This is a genomic window from Aliisedimentitalea scapharcae, from assembly GCF_045277565.1.
Lineage (GTDB): Bacteria > Pseudomonadota > Alphaproteobacteria > Rhodobacterales > Rhodobacteraceae > Aliisedimentitalea > Aliisedimentitalea scapharcae.
The window spans coordinates 15,642-32,766 of sequence record NZ_CP123584.1; the positions used below are offsets into that span (position 1 = coordinate 15,642).

15 protein-coding genes are annotated in these 17,125 nt (G+C 54.8%); 3 read left to right on the forward strand and 12 right to left on the reverse strand.

Annotation, left to right across the window (positions count from 1 at the left end; genetic code table 11):
• Window positions 1–79: 79 nt before the first annotated feature.
• The 9 genes from QEZ52_RS00070 to dctP all read right to left on the reverse strand — a co-directional run bounded on the left by QEZ52_RS00070 (window position 80) and on the right by dctP (window position 8,394).
• Window positions 80–640, reverse strand: a complete 561-nt coding sequence (locus tag QEZ52_RS00070) for a TetR/AcrR family transcriptional regulator (RefSeq protein WP_406646778.1) — start codon at window positions 638–640, stop codon at window positions 80–82.
• A gap of 69 nt (window positions 641–709) precedes the next feature.
• Window positions 710–2,020, reverse strand: a complete 1,311-nt coding sequence (locus tag QEZ52_RS00075; RefSeq protein ID WP_406646780.1) for a TRAP transporter large permease — start codon at window positions 2,018–2,020, stop codon at window positions 710–712.
• 2 nt (window positions 2,021–2,022) lie between these two features.
• Window positions 2,023–2,517, reverse strand: a complete 495-nt coding sequence (locus tag QEZ52_RS00080; protein ID WP_406646782.1) for a TRAP transporter small permease — start codon at window positions 2,515–2,517, stop codon at window positions 2,023–2,025.
• Window positions 2,518–2,571: 54 nt separating this feature from the next.
• Complete coding sequence (locus QEZ52_RS00085) at window positions 2,572–3,570, reverse strand: TRAP transporter substrate-binding protein (protein ID WP_406646785.1); 999 nt, start codon at window positions 3,568–3,570, stop codon at window positions 2,572–2,574.
• A 37-nt stretch (window positions 3,571–3,607) separates the two neighbouring features.
• Complete coding sequence (locus tag QEZ52_RS00090; RefSeq protein WP_406646787.1) at window positions 3,608–4,729, reverse strand: M24 family metallopeptidase; 1,122 nt, start codon at window positions 4,727–4,729, stop codon at window positions 3,608–3,610.
• A gap of 267 nt (window positions 4,730–4,996) precedes the next feature.
• A complete protein-coding gene (locus QEZ52_RS00095) occupies window positions 4,997–5,335 on the reverse strand; it encodes a hypothetical protein (protein ID WP_406646789.1) in 339 nt (112 codons plus the stop codon).
• A 123-nt stretch (window positions 5,336–5,458) separates the two neighbouring features.
• Window positions 5,459–6,748 (reverse strand): TRAP transporter large permease, encoded by a 1,290-nt coding sequence (locus QEZ52_RS00100; RefSeq protein WP_406646791.1) that lies wholly within the window; start codon window positions 6,746–6,748, stop codon window positions 5,459–5,461.
• Window positions 6,745–7,224: a TRAP transporter small permease gene (locus QEZ52_RS00105; RefSeq protein ID WP_406646793.1), complete on the reverse strand. Its 480-nt coding sequence runs from the start codon at window positions 7,222–7,224 to the stop codon at window positions 6,745–6,747. Before QEZ52_RS00105 ends, QEZ52_RS00100 begins: the two co-directional genes overlap by 4 nt.
• A gap of 171 nt (window positions 7,225–7,395) precedes the next feature.
• Window positions 7,396–8,394 carry a TRAP transporter substrate-binding protein DctP gene (gene dctP, locus QEZ52_RS00110; protein ID WP_406646795.1) on the reverse strand — a complete coding sequence of 333 codons (999 nt, stop codon included), beginning with the start codon at window positions 8,392–8,394 and terminating at the stop codon, window positions 7,396–7,398.
• 608 nt (window positions 8,395–9,002) lie between these two features.
• On the opposite strand from dctP, the gene QEZ52_RS00115 reads away from it, so the two are divergent.
• On the forward strand, window positions 9,003–10,403 hold the full coding sequence (locus QEZ52_RS00115; protein ID WP_406646797.1) for an FAD-binding oxidoreductase: 1,401 nt from the start codon (window positions 9,003–9,005) through the stop codon (window positions 10,401–10,403).
• A gap of 980 nt (window positions 10,404–11,383) precedes the next feature.
• Here QEZ52_RS00115 and QEZ52_RS00120 read toward each other — a convergent pair.
• Complete coding sequence (locus QEZ52_RS00120) at window positions 11,384–12,478, reverse strand: tyrosine-type recombinase/integrase (protein WP_406646799.1); 1,095 nt, start codon at window positions 12,476–12,478, stop codon at window positions 11,384–11,386.
• A 253-nt stretch (window positions 12,479–12,731) separates the two neighbouring features.
• Here QEZ52_RS00120 and QEZ52_RS00125 point away from each other — a divergent pair, with 253 nt between their 5' ends.
• Window positions 12,732–13,268: a helix-turn-helix domain-containing protein gene (locus tag QEZ52_RS00125; protein WP_406646801.1), complete on the forward strand. Its 537-nt coding sequence runs from the start codon at window positions 12,732–12,734 to the stop codon at window positions 13,266–13,268.
• 4 nt (window positions 13,269–13,272) lie between these two features.
• Complete coding sequence (locus tag QEZ52_RS00130; protein WP_157063748.1) at window positions 13,273–13,569, forward strand: hypothetical protein; 297 nt, start codon at window positions 13,273–13,275, stop codon at window positions 13,567–13,569.
• Window positions 13,570–14,051: 482 nt separating this feature from the next.
• On the opposite strand, the gene QEZ52_RS00135 is transcribed toward QEZ52_RS00130, so the two are convergent.
• Window positions 14,052–16,286: a SulP family inorganic anion transporter gene (locus QEZ52_RS00135; RefSeq protein ID WP_406646803.1), complete on the reverse strand. Its 2,235-nt coding sequence runs from the start codon at window positions 16,284–16,286 to the stop codon at window positions 14,052–14,054.
• A 118-nt stretch (window positions 16,287–16,404) separates the two neighbouring features.
• Window positions 16,405–16,986: an MASE1 domain-containing protein gene (locus tag QEZ52_RS00140; protein ID WP_406646805.1), complete on the reverse strand. Its 582-nt coding sequence runs from the start codon at window positions 16,984–16,986 to the stop codon at window positions 16,405–16,407.
• Window positions 16,987–17,125 lie beyond the last annotated feature (139 nt).

A 17,125-nucleotide genomic window follows, 5' to 3' on the forward strand; every position in this document is an offset into this window, starting at 1 on the left:
GCGGAAGGAAAGTGCGTTTTACAATTGGGAACGGCATTTTCAGCCGTCATTTTTAATTTGGCAGCATTTTATGCTGCGACTACCCTGCTGTCTTTGCAGGGATTAAAGCGGATCGTGCTCTGAGTAGCCAGTTTTGCAGCATATTCTGGAAGTATGCGGGGTCTTCGCGCCACTGGCTTTGGAAAGCCATGCCCCGCACGAGGCACATGAATTCGTTCATCATGGATTGCCGGATGTCTGCACCGCAGCCGAAGGCGGCAAGTTCGATGTGCCAGACGTCATTCAGCGCCTCATTGAATTTCTGGGATTCTGCGGCGACATAGGCCAGTTCGCTCTCATTCACACGAGCCTCGGACAGGTAGTCCATGGACACCTGGAAAATTCCGCTTTGATACCTTTCCCAGATGTATTCTGTCAGCGCCTTCAGGCGGTTCTGGCCGGGTTGCAGCGTGCGGGTAAAACTGCGCAGCAGATAAGCTTCCTTGCGAAGCATCTCGGCATAGGCCGCCTGAATCAGTTCCTTGCGCGACGGGAAATGGTGCAGCATCGCGCCGCGCGAAACCCTGGCTTGGCGGGCGATGTCCTGAGTTGAGGTATGCGCCAGTCCCCGATCCACGATCAGGAACTGTGCTGCTTCCAATATCCGGGCCTGGGTCGCTGCGGATCTTTCGGCCTGTGTGCGCCTTGGTTTACTGGCTGCCTTCATGCTTCAGCCTGCCAGAAACGCCGGGAGCCAAAGTGCAATTTGCGGAAAGATGACCATCAGCAGTACGGCAAAACACATCAACAGGAAGAAGGGGATAGCGTAGACCGCCACCTTGTGGATCGGCACGCCAGAAAAGCCCTGAATGACGAACAGGTTGAAGCCGACAGGCGGCGTCATCTGACCCAGCTCGATCATGATGACGAGGAAAATGCCGTACCAGATCGGATCAAATCCGGCGGCGACCACGACAGGCAAGGTGATGGGCAGGCTCATCACAATGATCGAAATGCCGTCCAGGAAGAACCCAAGCAGAATATAGAACAGCGCCAGGGATGCGATCAGGACATAGGGGGACAGATTGAGAGCGTCGATCGCTACCGCGATATTATGCGGAATGTGCATGTATCCGATGGCGGACGACAGAAAGGCTGCGCACATCAGGATCGCGCAGACCATACAGGAGGTTTTGAGCGCGTTAACCAGTGACTCTGCGAGCATTGAGCGGGACAGCTGCCGGCTGAATGCTGCGAAACAGAGTGCGGCAAAGACACCGATGGCAGCTGCTTCAGACGGTGTGGCCCAACCGGAGTAGATCGACCCGAGAACGACCAGGATAAGCCCGAAGACCGGAGCCAGATTGCCCAGAATGGCGCTGAGGCGCGCATCTTCTTTGCTGATCGTGTCCTTGGGGGCCAGCGAAGGGGTAATTGCGCATCTTGCAGCCAGATAGGCAGCATAAAATGCTGCGATCATGAGGCCTGGAACCACGCCAGCGATAAAGAGCTTGGCAATCGAAACCTCGGCCAGAACCCCGTAGATAATAAGAACAATTGAGGGAGGAATCAGGAGCCCAAGGCTGCCCGCACCGGCAAGGGAGCCAAGCGCAAGGCTTTGGGAATATCCGCGCTGGCTCAGCTCACTCGTGGTGATCCGGCCGACGGTGGCAGTCGTCGCAGCGCTGGACCCGGAAACTGCAGCAAACAGCGCAGACCCCAGAACGTTGGTGTGCAGCAGCCCTCCTGGAACCTTGGAAACGATGGGAGAGAGACCTTTATAGAGCCGTTCGGAAATGTCCGTCCGGAACATGATTTCACCCATCCAGATGAACATCGGAACAGCGGCCAGTTCCCAGGACGAGGCACTGCGCACAATGATCCGGCTGGCAATTGCGCCGATCTTGTCCGGTGGAAAGCCCATAAAGGCAAAAAGCGAAACTGCTGCGGCTGTGGCGAGGGCAAGGAATACCCACATTCCTGACGCCAGCACGGCGAGCATCAGGGCGAATACGGCAAGGGCAGTTGTAACGGGGTCCATGATCAGCCCTCCTGTATTTTTGAGATGAAGGGGCGGATGGTCAGGGCCGACAGTTGCAGCACCAGCAGGCAGGCACCGGCAAAGACAATGGCATCCGGTATCCAAAGGGGAACTTCGGCGACGCTTTCGCTGACCGCACCCCGCTTCCAGTTCTTGATCAGGTTGCGCCATAGGAAGGTGCAGAAATACGCGCCCAGTCCGGTTGCACAGGCGGCCACGATGAATTCGACCGTTTGCTTCACGCGGAGCGGGAGCCTGAGAGTGAGCAGGTTCACCTGGATCATGCCTCCGTCCCGCAGTGTCCAGGACAGCGACAGGAAAGTGATGGAAAGAACGGCAAAGCCAATGAACTCATCCAGGACATGGGTCGACGTATCGAACAAGGTCCGCATGACGGTTTCCAGCAGGATGTGTGAAACGGCGTAAATCAGGATTGCGCCCGCGCACATCAGGGCGAACCAAGACAGGGCATCAATCGCACGCAGAAGAAGTCGCATGGTATTCTCCGGGCTCGCCGGTGGCATCAGGGGACGCCACCGGCCGGATGAGTGTTATTGAGCTTTCGCTGCATTGAAGGCGTCGATCAGAGCCTGGCCTCGGGCACCGGTGGTTTCCAGCCAGTCGTTCAAAGCAGCTGCCCCGGCCTCCTGCAGGGCCGTCCGGTAGGCATCGTCATCAGATGTGACCACCGTTACTTTGTTCTCGGCCAGCTGACCGTAGGTTGCAGCAAGACGGTCCGGGATGGCGGCCCAGTTCTGATCGCGGGTTTCGGCGGCTGCTTCGAGGACTGCAGCCTGCTGCTCTGCGCTGAGCCCGTCGAAGGTGCTTTTTGAGATGTGGACGAAATTCAGCGGGATCGCATAGTTGTAGATCTCGGTGAACGTGGTGAAGTGTTCCCAAAAGCTGCCCGAAACCCCGCCCTCGGCAGAGGTCAGAACCGCATCAATTGCGCCGGTTGAGATCGACGGAACAACGTCGGCCCAGGACAGGCGTACTGCGGCGGCACCAAGTTCGTTCAGCGCTGTGGTGCCATTCTTGTCATAGGTCCGAATTTTCAAGCCAGCCAGCGCTTTGGTGGAATTCTTGGGGTCGCGAGCCCAGATGCCCGACGGCGGCCAGGGAGAGGCGTAAAGCAGGATCTGGTCGTTTTCTTCAAAGACCTTTTTGAACTCGGGTTCAGCGACCTTGTAGAGCAGTTCCGCCTCTTCCACCGTTGTCACAAAGAACGGCAGGGACGAAATCAGAAACAGCGGATCAATGCCGCCAAGCGCGCCGCCATAGGTGTCAGCGATTTCCAGAGCACCTTCGCCAACCGCATCAAAGTGGTCAGCCGATTTGTAACCAAGGGCGCCGCCATAGTGGACGACGATTTCGACGGAGCCGCCGGTCTTTTCGGCGACCAGCGTGACAAAGCGGGCATCACCAACTCCGTGGATAGACGTGGCGGAATACTCATTAGAAAGGTTCAGCGTGACATTGTCCGCGACCGCGGTTGTGCCGGTGACAGCGAACGATAACGCCGCCACGCTTGCGAGAAGCATGTGTTTCATTTGGGTTCTCCTTGTTGGTTTGGTTTTGAGTTGGAAGTCAGTTGCCAAGCGTCATCGACGCGATGTCATGGGGCATGTCGGTCAGCAGCTCGTAGCCGTCATTGGTGATTAGAACGGTGTCCGAGTGGCGAAAGCCGCCCTGGCCGCGCCAGTAGATGCCCGGCTCGACGCTGATCACCATGTTCTCCTGCAGGATGTCGTCGCTGCCTTCGGCAACCCAGGGGCCTTCGTGGCCCCCCATACCGATCCCATGGCCGGTTCGGTGCAGAAGGTTGTTCCCAAAGCCTTCGGCGCGGAGAAACTCCATCACCTTGTGGTCGACGTCGTGGCAGCTGACGCCCGGGCACAAAGCTGCGAAGCCAATCCTTCCGGCCTCGACCATGGTGTTGAAGACCTCGGCATCTTCTTTGCGGGGAGAGGTCACAAAGAAGGTGCGTTCAGTTTCCGCGGAATAGCCGTTCACACGCAGAAAGGAGAGGCCGACATTGGGGCCCTCAATCAGCGTGTCCGAGGGCTCTGGAAAACGATGCGGCTGGGCACTGTAGGGGGCGGCCCAGATGCCCTGCCAGATGTTTGAGATATAGGGGTCAAGATAGCCTTCTTGTTGCACGATCTCTTCGCGCAACCGGGCGTTTGCCTTGTCCGTGTCAGCGATGCAGCCGCCGTGGCAGGCCAGGCCCATTGCAAGTTGCAGGCCGCGGTCGGAATACTTCGCCGCCTTGCGGATCGCCGCGACTTCGTAGGGGCTTTTGACCATGCGAAGTTGTTCGACATATGGTAGGACCCGGGGCGACCAGCCGGACAGCGCCACCAGCAATTCACCGGTTATCGACATCTCGACGCCAATGTTTGCCTCCGCGGGCAGCACTGCTTGCAGCGCTTCGATGTAGCTGCCACCGGCCGGTGCGGGGTAATCGATGTATTCGACGATCCGATGCGGCACGGCGATGGTCGCCATGTTTTCCGCTTCGATCCGGGGCGTCAGAAAGACCGGTTGGTTCCCTGGACGGACAACGATGAAGAAGGGCCGTTCAAAGGGTTCATAGCGGAAACCGGTAAAGTAAAAGATGCTGTCTTTGGTCGAAATCAGAAAGGCGTCCAAGCCTGAATTTTTTACTTTTTCTTCGAGTGCAGAAAGGCGGTTTTGGTGTTCGGGCATGGTCTTCCTCAACTAACAATCAGGACTGACTGTTTCTTAATTGAGGCCTGTTCTGCCCGGTGTTTTCTGCTTTTCTCAAAGCAGTTTCGGCATAGAATGCTTTGAGTGCGGACCTGCGCGGCACAATCTATTTCTGGCGGGACGGGCAGGGAGAATTTGACGATCCGGCTCCGAATCCAGCGCCAAAAACGATGAAAGCCGGCAGTTAAGCCGGCTCTCAAATGGTCTGTTCTGATGGTTCAGTGTTCCTACACTTCGCTGACGAACTCATGCCAGCGATGCGATAACCATTGCTCCGATAACGGCGAGGCCAGCTGCGACATACCCGAAAAGCTCTGCGGTGTTTTTGAGGTCTTTGGTCATTTTCGTCTCCCGTGATTGAAAGTGATAAGCTCTGACATTGAGCTTGATAGAGTGTTTAAGATATTGCTTTTGAATAAAAAACTTCCGGATCGTCATTCCTGATATGCCTGCCTTGCATGTCTTGGAGGAGTGAATTTCACCAAGCTCGTCTTTGGCGAAATCATGTGCCGCAGCCACGGCTGCACGGGGCAGGATTTGCTGAAGCCCTGCATTTGGGTCTTTTCCGTGGCTTTGGGATTTCATGCAATATTCAGCGGAATTGCTGTCACCAGATTCGATTTCTGATGAGGCAGAAGGCAAACAGGCCGCACCGGGAACGGCGCGGCCTGCTGCTTCGTTATTTTGCTGATTAGCCGAACTGCAGGATCACCCCAGAAGCAGCTCGGGCAGCCAAAGCGCGATCTCTGGGACAAAGGTTGTCAGCGCCAGGGTAGGCAGCCAGGCAAAGATGATGAAGCTCAGCGTCGGCAGCAACATGCTGGATACCGGCGTCCTGGTGATCTTCGCTCCGAGGTAGAGCAGGGGCGCAGTTGGCGGTGTGATGTTCGCCATACCGAGATTGACCCCCAGCACGGCAGCGAAATGGATCGGGTCCATTCCCACACCCTGCACGATCGGCAGCAGGATCGGTGCCGACAGAAGAAGACCGCTGATGTCGTCCATCAACATCCCGATCAGGATCATGACCAGGTTGACCATCAGCAGGATCACAATCGGGTTGTCCGACACCGAATAGACCAGGTCCTTGGCGATGTTCGGAATATCTTCAAAGATCAGGAATTTGCTGACGATCAGCACCATGAAGATCATCACCATGACAACGCCGATGATTACACCCGAATCCGTCAGGGCCTCGACCAGCGTTCGCCAGGTCAGACCGCGATAGACATAGATCGCCACGGGGATGGCATAAACTACGGCGACGCCAGCTGCCTCAGTCGGTGTCATGATCCCGCCATAGATGCCGCCAAGGATGATGAGCGGCATCAGCAGCGCCGGAAAGGCCAAAGTCGCCTTTTGCCGGAACGCCATGCCAAAGTCCTGCGGACGTTCGAGCAGCTCGATGTCATCATATTTGCGCAGCATGAACTGGTTCACGACAATCAGCAGCGTGATCAGAATAAGCGCTGGAATAACGGTCGACAGAAAGCATTTGAGCACCGATTGCTGTGCAACCCAGCCATAGAGAATGTGGTTCCCGCTGGGCGGAATCAGAAGGCCCAGAGGGCTGGCGCAAACGATCAGTGCAGCCGATTGACCCTCAGGATAATTCGCCCGTCGAAGATGCGGCATCATGATGCTGCCGATACAGGTCAGCGTCGCGTTGGCGGCGCCGGAGATCGACCCGAATATCCCGCAGGCCAGAACAGTCGCTGCGCTCAGCCCACCCTTCAGATGTCCAATGAACAACTCTGCAAGGCTGACCAGAGGGGCGGCGATCCTGCCGCGCTCCATAATGGTTCCGGCAATCATAAAGAGAGGAATGGCCAACAGTACTAGGGAACGCATTTTCGTTGACCCAGATGGCAGATAGCCGGACACCTCGTGGCCGCCCATTGCGGCAAGAAACAGCAAAACGGCACCGAAGGCGACATAGACACTGACCCCCAGAAGCAACATGCCGCAAATAATAACCAGACTGCCTGCGATGATCATCGGTCTGCCTCCTTTTCGTTGTTCAGTTCACCGTCATGGGCGTCGTCCCCATGTTCGACCTCCTGCCCGGTGATATGGGCAAAGAGAAATGCCGCCGAAAAAACGGTCATGAAGAAGAAGCCCAGGAAGATCGACAGTCGCCAGGCAAAGTAGGGGATCTTCAGGGCCGGCGTGGTCTTCCAGATCGGGTACTTTGCCAGTTCTTCCGCCAGCATCAGATACCCCCAGTACAAAATGGCTGCGGTTACGAAGAATTCGATGGTCAGAACAATCAGCCGCCGCCACCAGCGCAGTTTCGGGCTGGTGATGATGATGCCCAGAATGTCCGCATTGATGTGGTGGCCGCGCTCTGACGCCAGTGCCGCGCCGGCGAAGAACCCCCAGAAACAAGCTGTCAGCAGCCATTCTTCATAAGCGAACAGATCGCCGTTAAAGCCATATCTGATTATGACGACCAGAAAGAATGTGACGGACATCAGCAACCCGCTGAAGATCACGATCCAGCGCATTGCCCTCAGTGAACCCTGAAGAGGCGATGCGATACCCGTTGGTAATATCTCGGCTATGTGCGCCATAGAGTTCACCCTGTTGTATGTGCATACGTTTAGGCCGGCCTCACGGCCGGCCCTTGTTGCGTTGTTCGATGTTTATTTTAGGCTGGACAGAAGGCGGTCGATGTTTGCCTTGCCGACGCTGTCTTCAAGCATTGGCCAGATTTCAGCGCGTACCTTTTCGGCCATTGCCTGCTGATCTTCCGGCGAAAGTTTGAGAATGGTGTAGCCGCTGTCGACCAACTTCTGTTCGAACACGGCGTCGTTCTCGCGGTTGTAGGCAAAGAAATCGTCCGACGCCTTTGTGAACGCGGCCTGCACAGCTGCACGCTGCGCGTCGTTCAGCTTTTCCCAGGTCTTTTCCGAAACGTAATAGGAGGTGTTCTCCGGGATCGAATTGTACTGAACGAAATGGGTGCCGACGTCGGATTTGGCAAAGATCGAATAGGTCGCTGTCTTGGTGCAGCAGATCGCGCCATCGACGATGCCCGACTGAATGGCGGGGAAGATATCGCCCCAGGACATGGTGGTTGCCTGATAACCCAGCGTTTCGACCATCGACTTGACCACATTCGAGGACCAGACCCGGATGTTCATATTCTTGGCGTCGAAATTGTTCCAGTTCGCCGGTTCTTCTGTGGCCACGATGCCGACAAAACCTTCGGGGTTCTGACCAAGCAGGCGGATCCCGTGGTCAGCAAGCGTTTCCTGGATGATGGTGTTGAACTCGGAATCCAGGTCGCGCATGACCGTATTCATTTCGTCCCAGTTGCTGACAAGAAACGGCATGGACAGGATTTCAAGACGCGGGTCCGTGTTTGCATAGAGGAAGGCAGCAGCGAAATCGATGTTCCCGCGCGCGACATCTTCGAGCAGGGCTTCGCCGGAACCCAGCTGGTTGGCCGGGAAGACAGAGATCTTCAGGCCCACGTCAGCGGCTTCGATGTCTGCCTTGACCTGTTCCATCATTTTGGAACCCTGGTGATCGACCGGAAACACCCCGGCGAACTTCAGCCGCATGTCGGCGGCAAATGCGGGTGTAGCAAGCTGCAGTGCGACTGTACCTGCCGCCAGATATTTCAGTAATGTTTTCATCTTCAGAATCTCTCCTCATGATCGAAGGTTGTCCTAGTCGAGGGGTTCCGCGCGCGGCATCGTCGTGCACCACTGTGAGAGCGTCAGCAGTGCGAACAAGGTCAGCTGCGGTTTGCGGCCAGTCTGCCGTTGCCACCGCGAGCTAAACATCTGAACCTGCAAGGTCAGAAAACTGTGATGCCTCCAGCATTTCCAAAGGTTCCCCTCCTCCTCTTTGGTCCAAACAGAGTAGGGTCCGGGCTGTCAGTGATTATGCTGAAGGCTGCCGTGAAACGGCAGAAACTGTGGGTTCGACCAGCTTCCGCAGTGCAATCTGTTAAGCGTTGCCGTCCACCGCCAGCTTGGCGATTCTTGAGCTAGATTTGTTTGAACAGAAGGTCTGGCTTAAGCGGGCTGACTTTTGACAGCGAAATTTTGTGCCCTGGCTGAAGGAGCTTTCACTGATAGTGAAGACGGCACGCAGTTTGGTGGTCTGAAATGCAGCCAATGCGGCACAGAATGCCTAATCCGGACAGGAAAACGAAATTTCATGAAGCGCGCGCGCCTTAGTATGCCAGTCGAACACAAGAGGGCGCGTGATGACTTCATATGAGCAAGTGCTGGCCGCCTTGTCGGCTGAAATCGTGGTTAGCGACAAGGACATTATCGACGGATACACGACGGATTTCCGAAAGAAATACAGGGGCGAAAGCCCTGCACTGCTGCGGCCCCGCTCGACTGAGGAAGTCGCTTCAATTGTCAAGCTTTGCAACAAGCACAAAGTCGCCCTTGTCCCGGTTGGAGGCAACACCGGTTACTGTGGCGGCGCTACACCGGACGAAAGCGGCCAACAGCTGTTGATCAGCTTGCAGCGTATGAACAAGATCCGGGAGGTCGACACCGACAACCTTTCAGTCACCGTGGATGCGGGGTGCATTCTGTCCGAGATCCATGGGGCGGTAGAACGGGAGAGTTTAATGTTCCCTTTATCCTTGGGCTCTCAGCAGTCATGCCAGATTGGCGGGAACATTTCCACGAATGCCGGAGGGGTTTCGGCAGTCCGGTACGGGATTACCAGGGACCTGGTTCTCGGCCTCGAAATTGTGCTGCCGGATGGCCAGATACTCAGCAATCTGTCGCCGTTGAGGAAAGACAACCGAGGCTATGCTCTGCATCAGCTTCTGATCGGCGCGGAAGGCTCGCTGGGGATCGTGACGGGCGCTTCGCTGCGCCTGTTTCTGCCACCGGTGAACCGGGTCACAGCCTTTCTGGCTATTAGCAGGGTCGATGATCTGATGCCATTGTTGGCAAAGGCGCAGCAATACACCGGCGAAGCAGTTACGTCGTTCGAATACATCTCGGGTGCGTCGCTTGATATGCTCTTGGCCAGCAAACCAGAGTGGCGGCGACTGGTTCAGTCTCCATCCAAGCACTTTGTTCTCATCGAAGCTGCCACGTCCTCTCCTGTTTTGGCGATGGACGAGGCCATCGAAGCCTTCTTTGAGGACGGCATGTCCGAAGAGATGATCCTGGATGGGGTGATCGCGACCAGCGAGCAGCAGAGACAGGATTTCTGGAACCTGCGCGAACACATCCCCGAAGGTGAGGTGCTCAACGGTGGTTCGGTGAAGCACGACATTTCCGTTCGTATCTCTGATATGGCCAGATTCATTGCGCTTGGTACCGAACTTGTCGACCGGTACGGGCAAGGAGCGCGGCTTTCAGTCTACGGGCATGTCGGAGATGGCAACGTACACTTCAACATCCTTGCTCCCGAAGGTGTTAAGGCACCCGCTTTTCTCGAAGAAGTGAGTGCTGAGGTCTCTCCCTGCATCTATGATCTCGTAGCCAAACTCGATGGGTCATTCAGCGCAGAGTATGGACTGGGCCAAGACAATCTGTGGCTTGACCAAAATTATGGAGATCCGGTCAAACGCCATCTCATGGGCACAATTAAGAACGTCCTTGATCCAAAAGAGGTCATGAATCCCGGGAAAGTGGTGGGCAGCCAGATTTGCGCCCGAAGTTGAAACCGCAGGGATGGTGCGAAGTATGCGCCCATCAGTGCAGCCGGACCCATCGATGGCACACATGTTGGCACCAAGGGCGACCTTGCTGGTTTGGGACCAGTTGAGAGTTGAGCCGAGGGTGTTTCGATCAAGGGGGCCCGCCTGAAAGAGGAAACGCGTCCGCCACCCTTTCTCCACCCTGCATTTAACCGTCTTTGTTAGAATTCTGCCGGCAAACCTGGAAACCAGCAGGCTTGTCTGGATGATCGGCTGTAGAGAGGGAAACTATAGAAGATTGGCCAAATTACTCTTTTCCATAGGGAAAAAATGTAGTTTGAATCGGGTGTAGGGGCGGAACCTTGCCCACTGCGGAGTGTACATTTCGTCCGCAATCCACTTGGGTTGAACCGCAGAACTATGCGCAGATTTGGGCGGGAAATGTGAGATTTTCTCTTGCGAATGCATGGCTTTGGGCGGCCCTACAGCTTTGTTGGAAGCCTCATAATCAAACGCGACACCCATAAGTTTTCGCGAGGTGCCCAAAGTCGGGCGTTGTGATGAATTTAGCGGGTTTGGGAACAGGCAAAAAGTGCCTCGAAATTCGCTTAAATCTGAGGAATTGGCGAAAGCGGATGTCAGTTTTTTCGGCACCGCTGAAATTGCCGGATTTTTGGCTTTTGACGTCGTTAATCGGTTCAGGTTTCGCGTCCTCGAATTTCAGCCGTCCTTCATCGCCTTCTGCATGTCGTGGGAGAAAGATGAGCAATACCCATCAAAAGGGTTGTAATCATAGGGATCGAAATCGGTTCAGCGCACCCTCTAGGCGTCGTCAAAAAGCACTCATTCAGAACTGGTCACAGGGGAGGGTGGGTGATGCATTTACTCACCTTTCCTCACGCCAACGGTGTATCGCCGTTTTCTTCGTTGAAATCAGGAGTTCTGGCGACCCCGGCAGGATTCGAACCTGCAACCTGCCCCTTAGGAGGGAACCGTTCATTACGCTATTCCTTTTGTGATTTCTTACTGTTGGGTGTTTGTACAGCGTCATCCTGTACATGGTTTGTACGAAAACGGGCTCTGATGTCGGCCTCGTCGGTCTCTGCGTGGGCATAGATGCGCATGGGCAAATTGGGGTCAGACCAGCGGCCAGCCTTTGCAGCTGTGACCGGATCAACGCCTTGCCGTACGACCAATTCAGTAAAGAAACCGTGCCGCCCAGCGGGGTGGGCTGACAGGTACGGAATACCCGCGCGTTTGCAGATCGTCTTCCAGCGTGTGTTGTAGCCTGTCGAGCTGCCATAGCCGAAAACACGGGCTTTCATCAGCTTGCCGGTATTGCGGTTCTTTGGTCGCTTCGGCTGAAGCGCGAGCAGCTCTTCCATCATCTGAGGCGAAACCGTGATCCAGCTTTCCGGATGTCCCTTCTGCGCCTTTACCCGAACTTTGTTTTCGTGTGGCCGCAGATCGTCTGGCTCCAATGATACGGCCTGATCAATTCGCGCAGCCGTCTCAAACATAAAACGGACCAACGCGGCATTGTATGGATCAGCCGCATGGCAAAACGCCTCGATCCATTCCTTGTCAGCTGGCGTGCGCTCTACGCGGCTAAGCTTCCCTCGCCGCTTGTCCTGCGCGATCCGTTCAAACTTATCGTAAGGCTTCACGCGGATGAGCGGCGTGCCTTCCAGCTCGTGCGCGTTGTTGATCACCGCACTCGCGGGCGTCACGATTTCGCGCCACCAAGTATCGGTCGACGCTTTGGGTTTCAGCTTCGGCCCAAGGCTTTTCAGTAGCGCGCCAGAAATCGCACTCAGCGACAGGTCGCCGATTGCTTCGACAATCGGGATCAACTGCTTCGCTGCTTTTGGGGACGCGTTGTAGAGCATGATTGCATCAGAGAACGTCTTGCTCGGCTCGTCGCCCACGACATAGCGACGAATCTGACGTTCGGTCTCATGGTTTATCCAGTCCCGTGCGCCCTCTTCTGTAGATGCCTTAGTGCTTCGCCGGTATGGGCCGGCGATTGGCCTGCCGTTGTATTCGATCCACCCCTTGGCCCAATAGACACGGCCCCTCTTGTAAATTTGGAGCGGCATGACTGGCCTCCTTCAAAAATCGTATCAATCTGCGCGGGCGTGATGAGCATGGTCCGCCCAAGGCGATAAAAAGCGCCCGTCTCATTGGCCCGTTCGCGCAAAGTGCGTTCAGAAATATCGATCCCCATCCCGGCCATGACTTCGACCCATTGAGCGGGCGTTTTCCCAAGCCCCAGGATCTGAGAGCTGTCTGAATAGTTGGTCTCTGCCATTTCAGTTGTCCTTGTCCGCTTAAGTTGAATCGGCGACACGCATGGAATCGCTTGTTCTGCACCTTCTGACGTGGTCAGATGTGATTAACAGTAAATGTTCGTCATTTTTTGCAAAGTTCGCGAATTTCGACGAAGTAGTCAATTGGAAAATTTCGATGCCGCAGAAACATGCTGATCTTTTTGCTGCAATGGGTGCTCGTCTCACCATTGCTCGCAATGAAATCGGCTTCTCACAAGCGGCCATGGCGGAAGCTATCGGCGTCTCACCCCGCGCGTATCACAGCTACGAAAAGGGCCAGCGCGGAATGCCTGTAGAAGCCTTGGTCGCGATGGGTGAGCGGTTCGAGGTGGACGTGCCCTGGCTGCTACTCGGCACCAAATCCATTCGGGCTGGGCATGATTTCAAAGCGCTCAAACACATCGAAGGCTCGCTGGATAAGCACCTCACCGATGAGGGCATAAAAATCAAAAGCGAAAAGCGCGGGGCCATAGTCGCCCGCTGGTATCAATCGCATGTCGAAGGTCGTGAAGTGACGGATGATGACGTGCACACATGGATCGAGTTGGTAAGGGAGTAGTCTGGTGAACAAGGCAAGCAAACGCTGGAATATGTTGCGACATTCGGTCTTGGAGCGCACCCGCCGTGAGGTGATCGAACCCTTTGGCCCGCTTTACCTGATCTTTCTGGGAACCAGCGTGTTCTACCTGATTGGCTTGGGCAGACTATCATTGGCACAACAGACTGCTGAATACTCAGTTTTGGCCACCATCATGATTTTTGCAATTGCTGCGGCTGGCTTGGCACTTCCATTTTTGACAGGTGCGGTGCTGACCCTACGCGCGGCCGATCGAAAACTGGAACGTCTCCAACGCGGGTGAACCGATGGCTTTCGGCATCTTCATCCACCGCAGCGACTCGATCTACGACGACATTCCCTCGGAGCGGTATCAGTTTCCCAAGCAATACCTCTCTCGCGCCCAACAGTGCGAAGGGGAAGGTGTGGACTAGGGCCACAAGAGAGCGGGCCTTGACGAGGAGACCGTGGTTGAGATGACCCTTGGCGGTTCTACGGTCTTTCGCTTGGTGCTCCTGATCAGCTTGTCAGCGACATCATTCGGTATTCCGAGTTCCTTTCATCTTCGCTCTAAAGGAGCTTCGATGAACCAGAAATCCCCCGTTGTTCCAACCCCTAAATCTATACTGAATGCGATGACGTTACGCTTTATCGCCGCTCGTTTTCCGCGAGATGAACCACGCTGCAAGCCGGAAATCAATGGCGCCTCTGAGCCTAAACACAGCAAAATAATTGCTTACCCACGAGTCGGTCAAATTAGGCAGAGTAAAATTCCCGACTGCTATATTATTCTTCGAGGCGAAGGACCAAAGCAAGCGTTCGCAAGTTGCTTGCCAACCGATCTGAAACGTATTCGAGCGCGTACGTCTGGAACTTCAGGGCCAGTTCCGGATCTTCGGACTTCATGCGTTCGAATGCGACATCTGTCAAAACATGAGCGGTTCCTTTGCTGTCCGCTATGCCTACCGCAAGCGTCCCCACGTTTCCTTGCCTAAAAAAGCTGGCGACGCCGACCATCGAACCAGGGCCCGCGCTTCTTATTCTATGCTTTTCGCCATCCAATTCATCGAGATAGATGGAAACGGTCCCTTGCTCGATGAAGTGCAGCAAACGCTGCTTAATGCCGGGTTGTGAAACTACGTCGCCCTGAGAGAATTCAGTCGTTTCCAAGTAACTTCTGAACTTTTGAACAACAGCCTTGGCCTTAAAAACCTCAATCAACCTATCATCAATCGGCAAAGCTTTTGGGCTTGGATCAACGCCAGCCGTTCTGAGAAGGAAATCTTCGCACCATTCCAGGGCGCTGTCTGCATCCTTAAAGATTGGCTCGATAACAGCGTCGCCATCAAGGAACTCTTCCTCATGCAATTGTTGATCGATTTCTGCGGGGACGTGAGCCAAGGCGAGTTGCGTTCCGACTTCCAGCGCCTTCTTCTTGATCTTGACCAGACCGTGAACAGCAGAAGTATCCAGACCAGGCACTAGCTGAAAATCAAGGATTACAAACTCAGGCGGGCCAGCTTCTCTTGTCAGGGCTCCTACCACTTCCTCGTACAGTTTGATTGAGGATGCAAAGAAGATGAAACCATGGAGTTTGAGATATAGAATCTTCTGCCCCTCGGAGGACAAGGCCTTTCGGTGGTCATCCGGGCGATCGACGTTGCTCGAGAAATCACTTCCATCCATCACCAAGCGAACAACATTTAGCTTGCTGTAGCTGACTACGAACAACACAACAGCTGCGGCCACGCCGGTCGCTACACCCTCCAGAAACCCGATAAACTCGACGACAAAGAGGATCGCAAATATTATCGCAACGTCACCGCGCCCGAGATTAGACCAGCTTTTGACCACCCAATCATAAAGGAAGCCCAGTCCGATGAACATTACCAAGCCGCCAAGCACAAATTTTGGGAAGACAGACAGAGCACCAGCTCCGACTGTCATCGTAAGAAGGCAGAACACTGCGACGACGACCCCGACGAGCCGACTATCTCCACGCATCCGACGCCCAAGAGTAGAGAGGCTGACGTAATGATATCCGACAAGGCTTCCGCCGGGCGCAGCAAGAAGGTTTGCAATACCGGCTAGGCGCATCTCGCGATGGACATCTATGTCACGGTTAAAGGCTGACTCGAGCGCTGTGAGGTTCAGAAGTACCGAGATGAGCGCGATCGAAAGAATAGTGGCCAACCCGGTGAACTCTGTCACAAACAATGTCCAGTCGGCTGCAAGGAAGGTGGAAAGAGGTACTGGCTGCCACAACGCGCCCTCCCCAAATGGTTGCAACAACCACCCCTCGACAATGGCTTCCTGGCTTGAAGCACCGCTCAGGAACAAAGTGATATGGAAGAGTGCCACCGCGCTTAAGATGAGCCCGGGCATGATGAAAACATTGGAGTATTTGATGGAAACGAAGAGTGTAATGAGAGCGAATACGGCTCCGGGCAGCCACAGATGCATCACTTCGCCGAGCGCACTGAGTTGGGTGAAATCAAACGTTTGACCTGCCATAACGCTGAAGGAGCCCTTGAAAAGCAGCCACCCCGTTGCCGCTAGAAAACCAGCGATCACAGGATATGGTATCAGCTGAACAAATGCCGCAAGCCGCCACCGGCCGACGAGGTAGAAGATCACGCCTGAAAGAGCAGTTGACACCACCATTATTACGACTGCCTGGGCAAACAGAATTTCAGGAGTGAGCGCGCTCCCGGGAAGTTGTGAGAGAGTCGCAATCATGACAGCGATGATTGCCGTCGGGTTGTCTTGTGGCAAAGCCACGACGCCGCGAAGCTCGCTGAAGAGCCCAATGACAAGCGCAATTACAACACCGCCAAACAGAAGCTGCCCTGTCGCTCGCGGAACGTAACCGGAGAGCTCGCCAGTAAATATTACGGCCGAATAGGAAAACATGAAGGTGACGGTCAGAACACCTGCAACCAAACCGGCAGTGATACTTGGGACAACAACGGGGCCACGCAAGTTTTCCTTTAATTCCCTTCTCCAGCTTGTCTTCGTCATTCCTACTTCCCACTCAGCTTTATCGTCGACCTATTCCAGGGCACCGTTTCTCTGGCTTGTGGCTTACAATCGAAATGGCGCGTCAATCTTTTCGAGAAGCCAATTGAAGAGCGTTATGTCACGGCTCCGCGTTGCTGTTTTCATAACCCCATATCATGCAATAAGTCAGGACAAATGAGCTGAATAAGAATATCCCGACTGAATCCCCCAAAACCCACCGCGCCCAGCTTTTCGCAAATGCTGAAAGCGGCACGATTCCAGCGGAATAGAGTGATGCGACGCCAATTGCGGCACTAATGGCTGCGCTGATTACTGCTCCGAAGGTGCCCAGCTTTAGGGCTTTGTAAAAGATCGAGAGCTCCTCCCAAGGACCTAGAAGACGCAAGGCAAAGGTAGCTATGATCGCGCCAAAAGTGCTCCCGACTCCAATTCCAACGGCGGCTTGGATGCCTGATCCGTAATACAGGTTAGAAGCCATAACTGCCAAAACAATGCTTGGCCAAAGCCGCATATCTATGAAGACCAGCGCAACAAGAGCAGAACCGGTAGGCAACCAGATGATCGCAACACCGTCGTAGTTAGCCGCCAATGTCAGGCTGAGTATGCCCACAGCCCAACTGATAAAGAAGTACAAAACGAAAATACCAAGAAGTTTTGGGCCTATGGGTAGCCCTTTCTTCTGAGTTTCGTAAGTGGGCAAATGCCGTTCCCTCTTTCTCAATTTTTTCAGTGGGCGTTCCTGCCCCCGGAGCCAAAAAGCTGAGTCAGCTGCATCCTGCGGGTCGGTGAAATTTCTGCTTCAGGAGGACTGCCGAAAACCGAAGTCCAGCTACTTGGTT

What these genes read in the sequence shown, in the direction of transcription:
- QEZ52_RS00075 (WP_406646780.1), bottom strand. Translation starts at nt 2,020, where the DNA reads ATGGACCCCGTTACAACTGCCCTTGCCGTATTCGCCCTGATGCTCGCC.
- QEZ52_RS00080 (WP_406646782.1), bottom strand. Translation starts at nt 2,517, where the DNA reads ATGCGACTTCTTCTGCGTGCGATTGATGCCCTGTCTTGGTTCGCCCTG.
- QEZ52_RS00085 (WP_406646785.1), bottom strand. Translation starts at nt 3,570, where the DNA reads ATGAAACACATGCTTCTCGCAAGCGTGGCGGCGTTATCGTTCGCTGTC.
- QEZ52_RS00090 (WP_406646787.1), bottom strand. Translation starts at nt 4,729, where the DNA reads ATGCCCGAACACCAAAACCGCCTTTCTGCACTCGAAGAAAAAGTAAAA.
- QEZ52_RS00095 (WP_406646789.1), bottom strand. Translation starts at nt 5,335, where the DNA reads ATGAAATCCCAAAGCCACGGAAAAGACCCAAATGCAGGGCTTCAGCAA.
- QEZ52_RS00100 (WP_406646791.1), bottom strand. Translation starts at nt 6,748, where the DNA reads ATGATCATCGCAGGCAGTCTGGTTATTATTTGCGGCATGTTGCTTCTG.
- QEZ52_RS00105 (WP_406646793.1), bottom strand. Translation starts at nt 7,224, where the DNA reads ATGTCCGTCACATTCTTTCTGGTCGTCATAATCAGATATGGCTTTAAC.
- dctP (WP_406646795.1), bottom strand. Translation starts at nt 8,394, where the DNA reads ATGAAAACATTACTGAAATATCTGGCGGCAGGTACAGTCGCACTGCAG.
- QEZ52_RS00120 (WP_406646799.1), bottom strand. Translation starts at nt 12,478, where the DNA reads ATGCCGCTCCAAATTTACAAGAGGGGCCGTGTCTATTGGGCCAAGGGG.
- QEZ52_RS00125 (WP_406646801.1), top strand. Translation starts at nt 12,732, where the DNA reads ATGGAATCGCTTGTTCTGCACCTTCTGACGTGGTCAGATGTGATTAAC.
- QEZ52_RS00135 (WP_406646803.1), bottom strand. Translation starts at nt 16,286, where the DNA reads ATGACGAAGACAAGCTGGAGAAGGGAATTAAAGGAAAACTTGCGTGGC.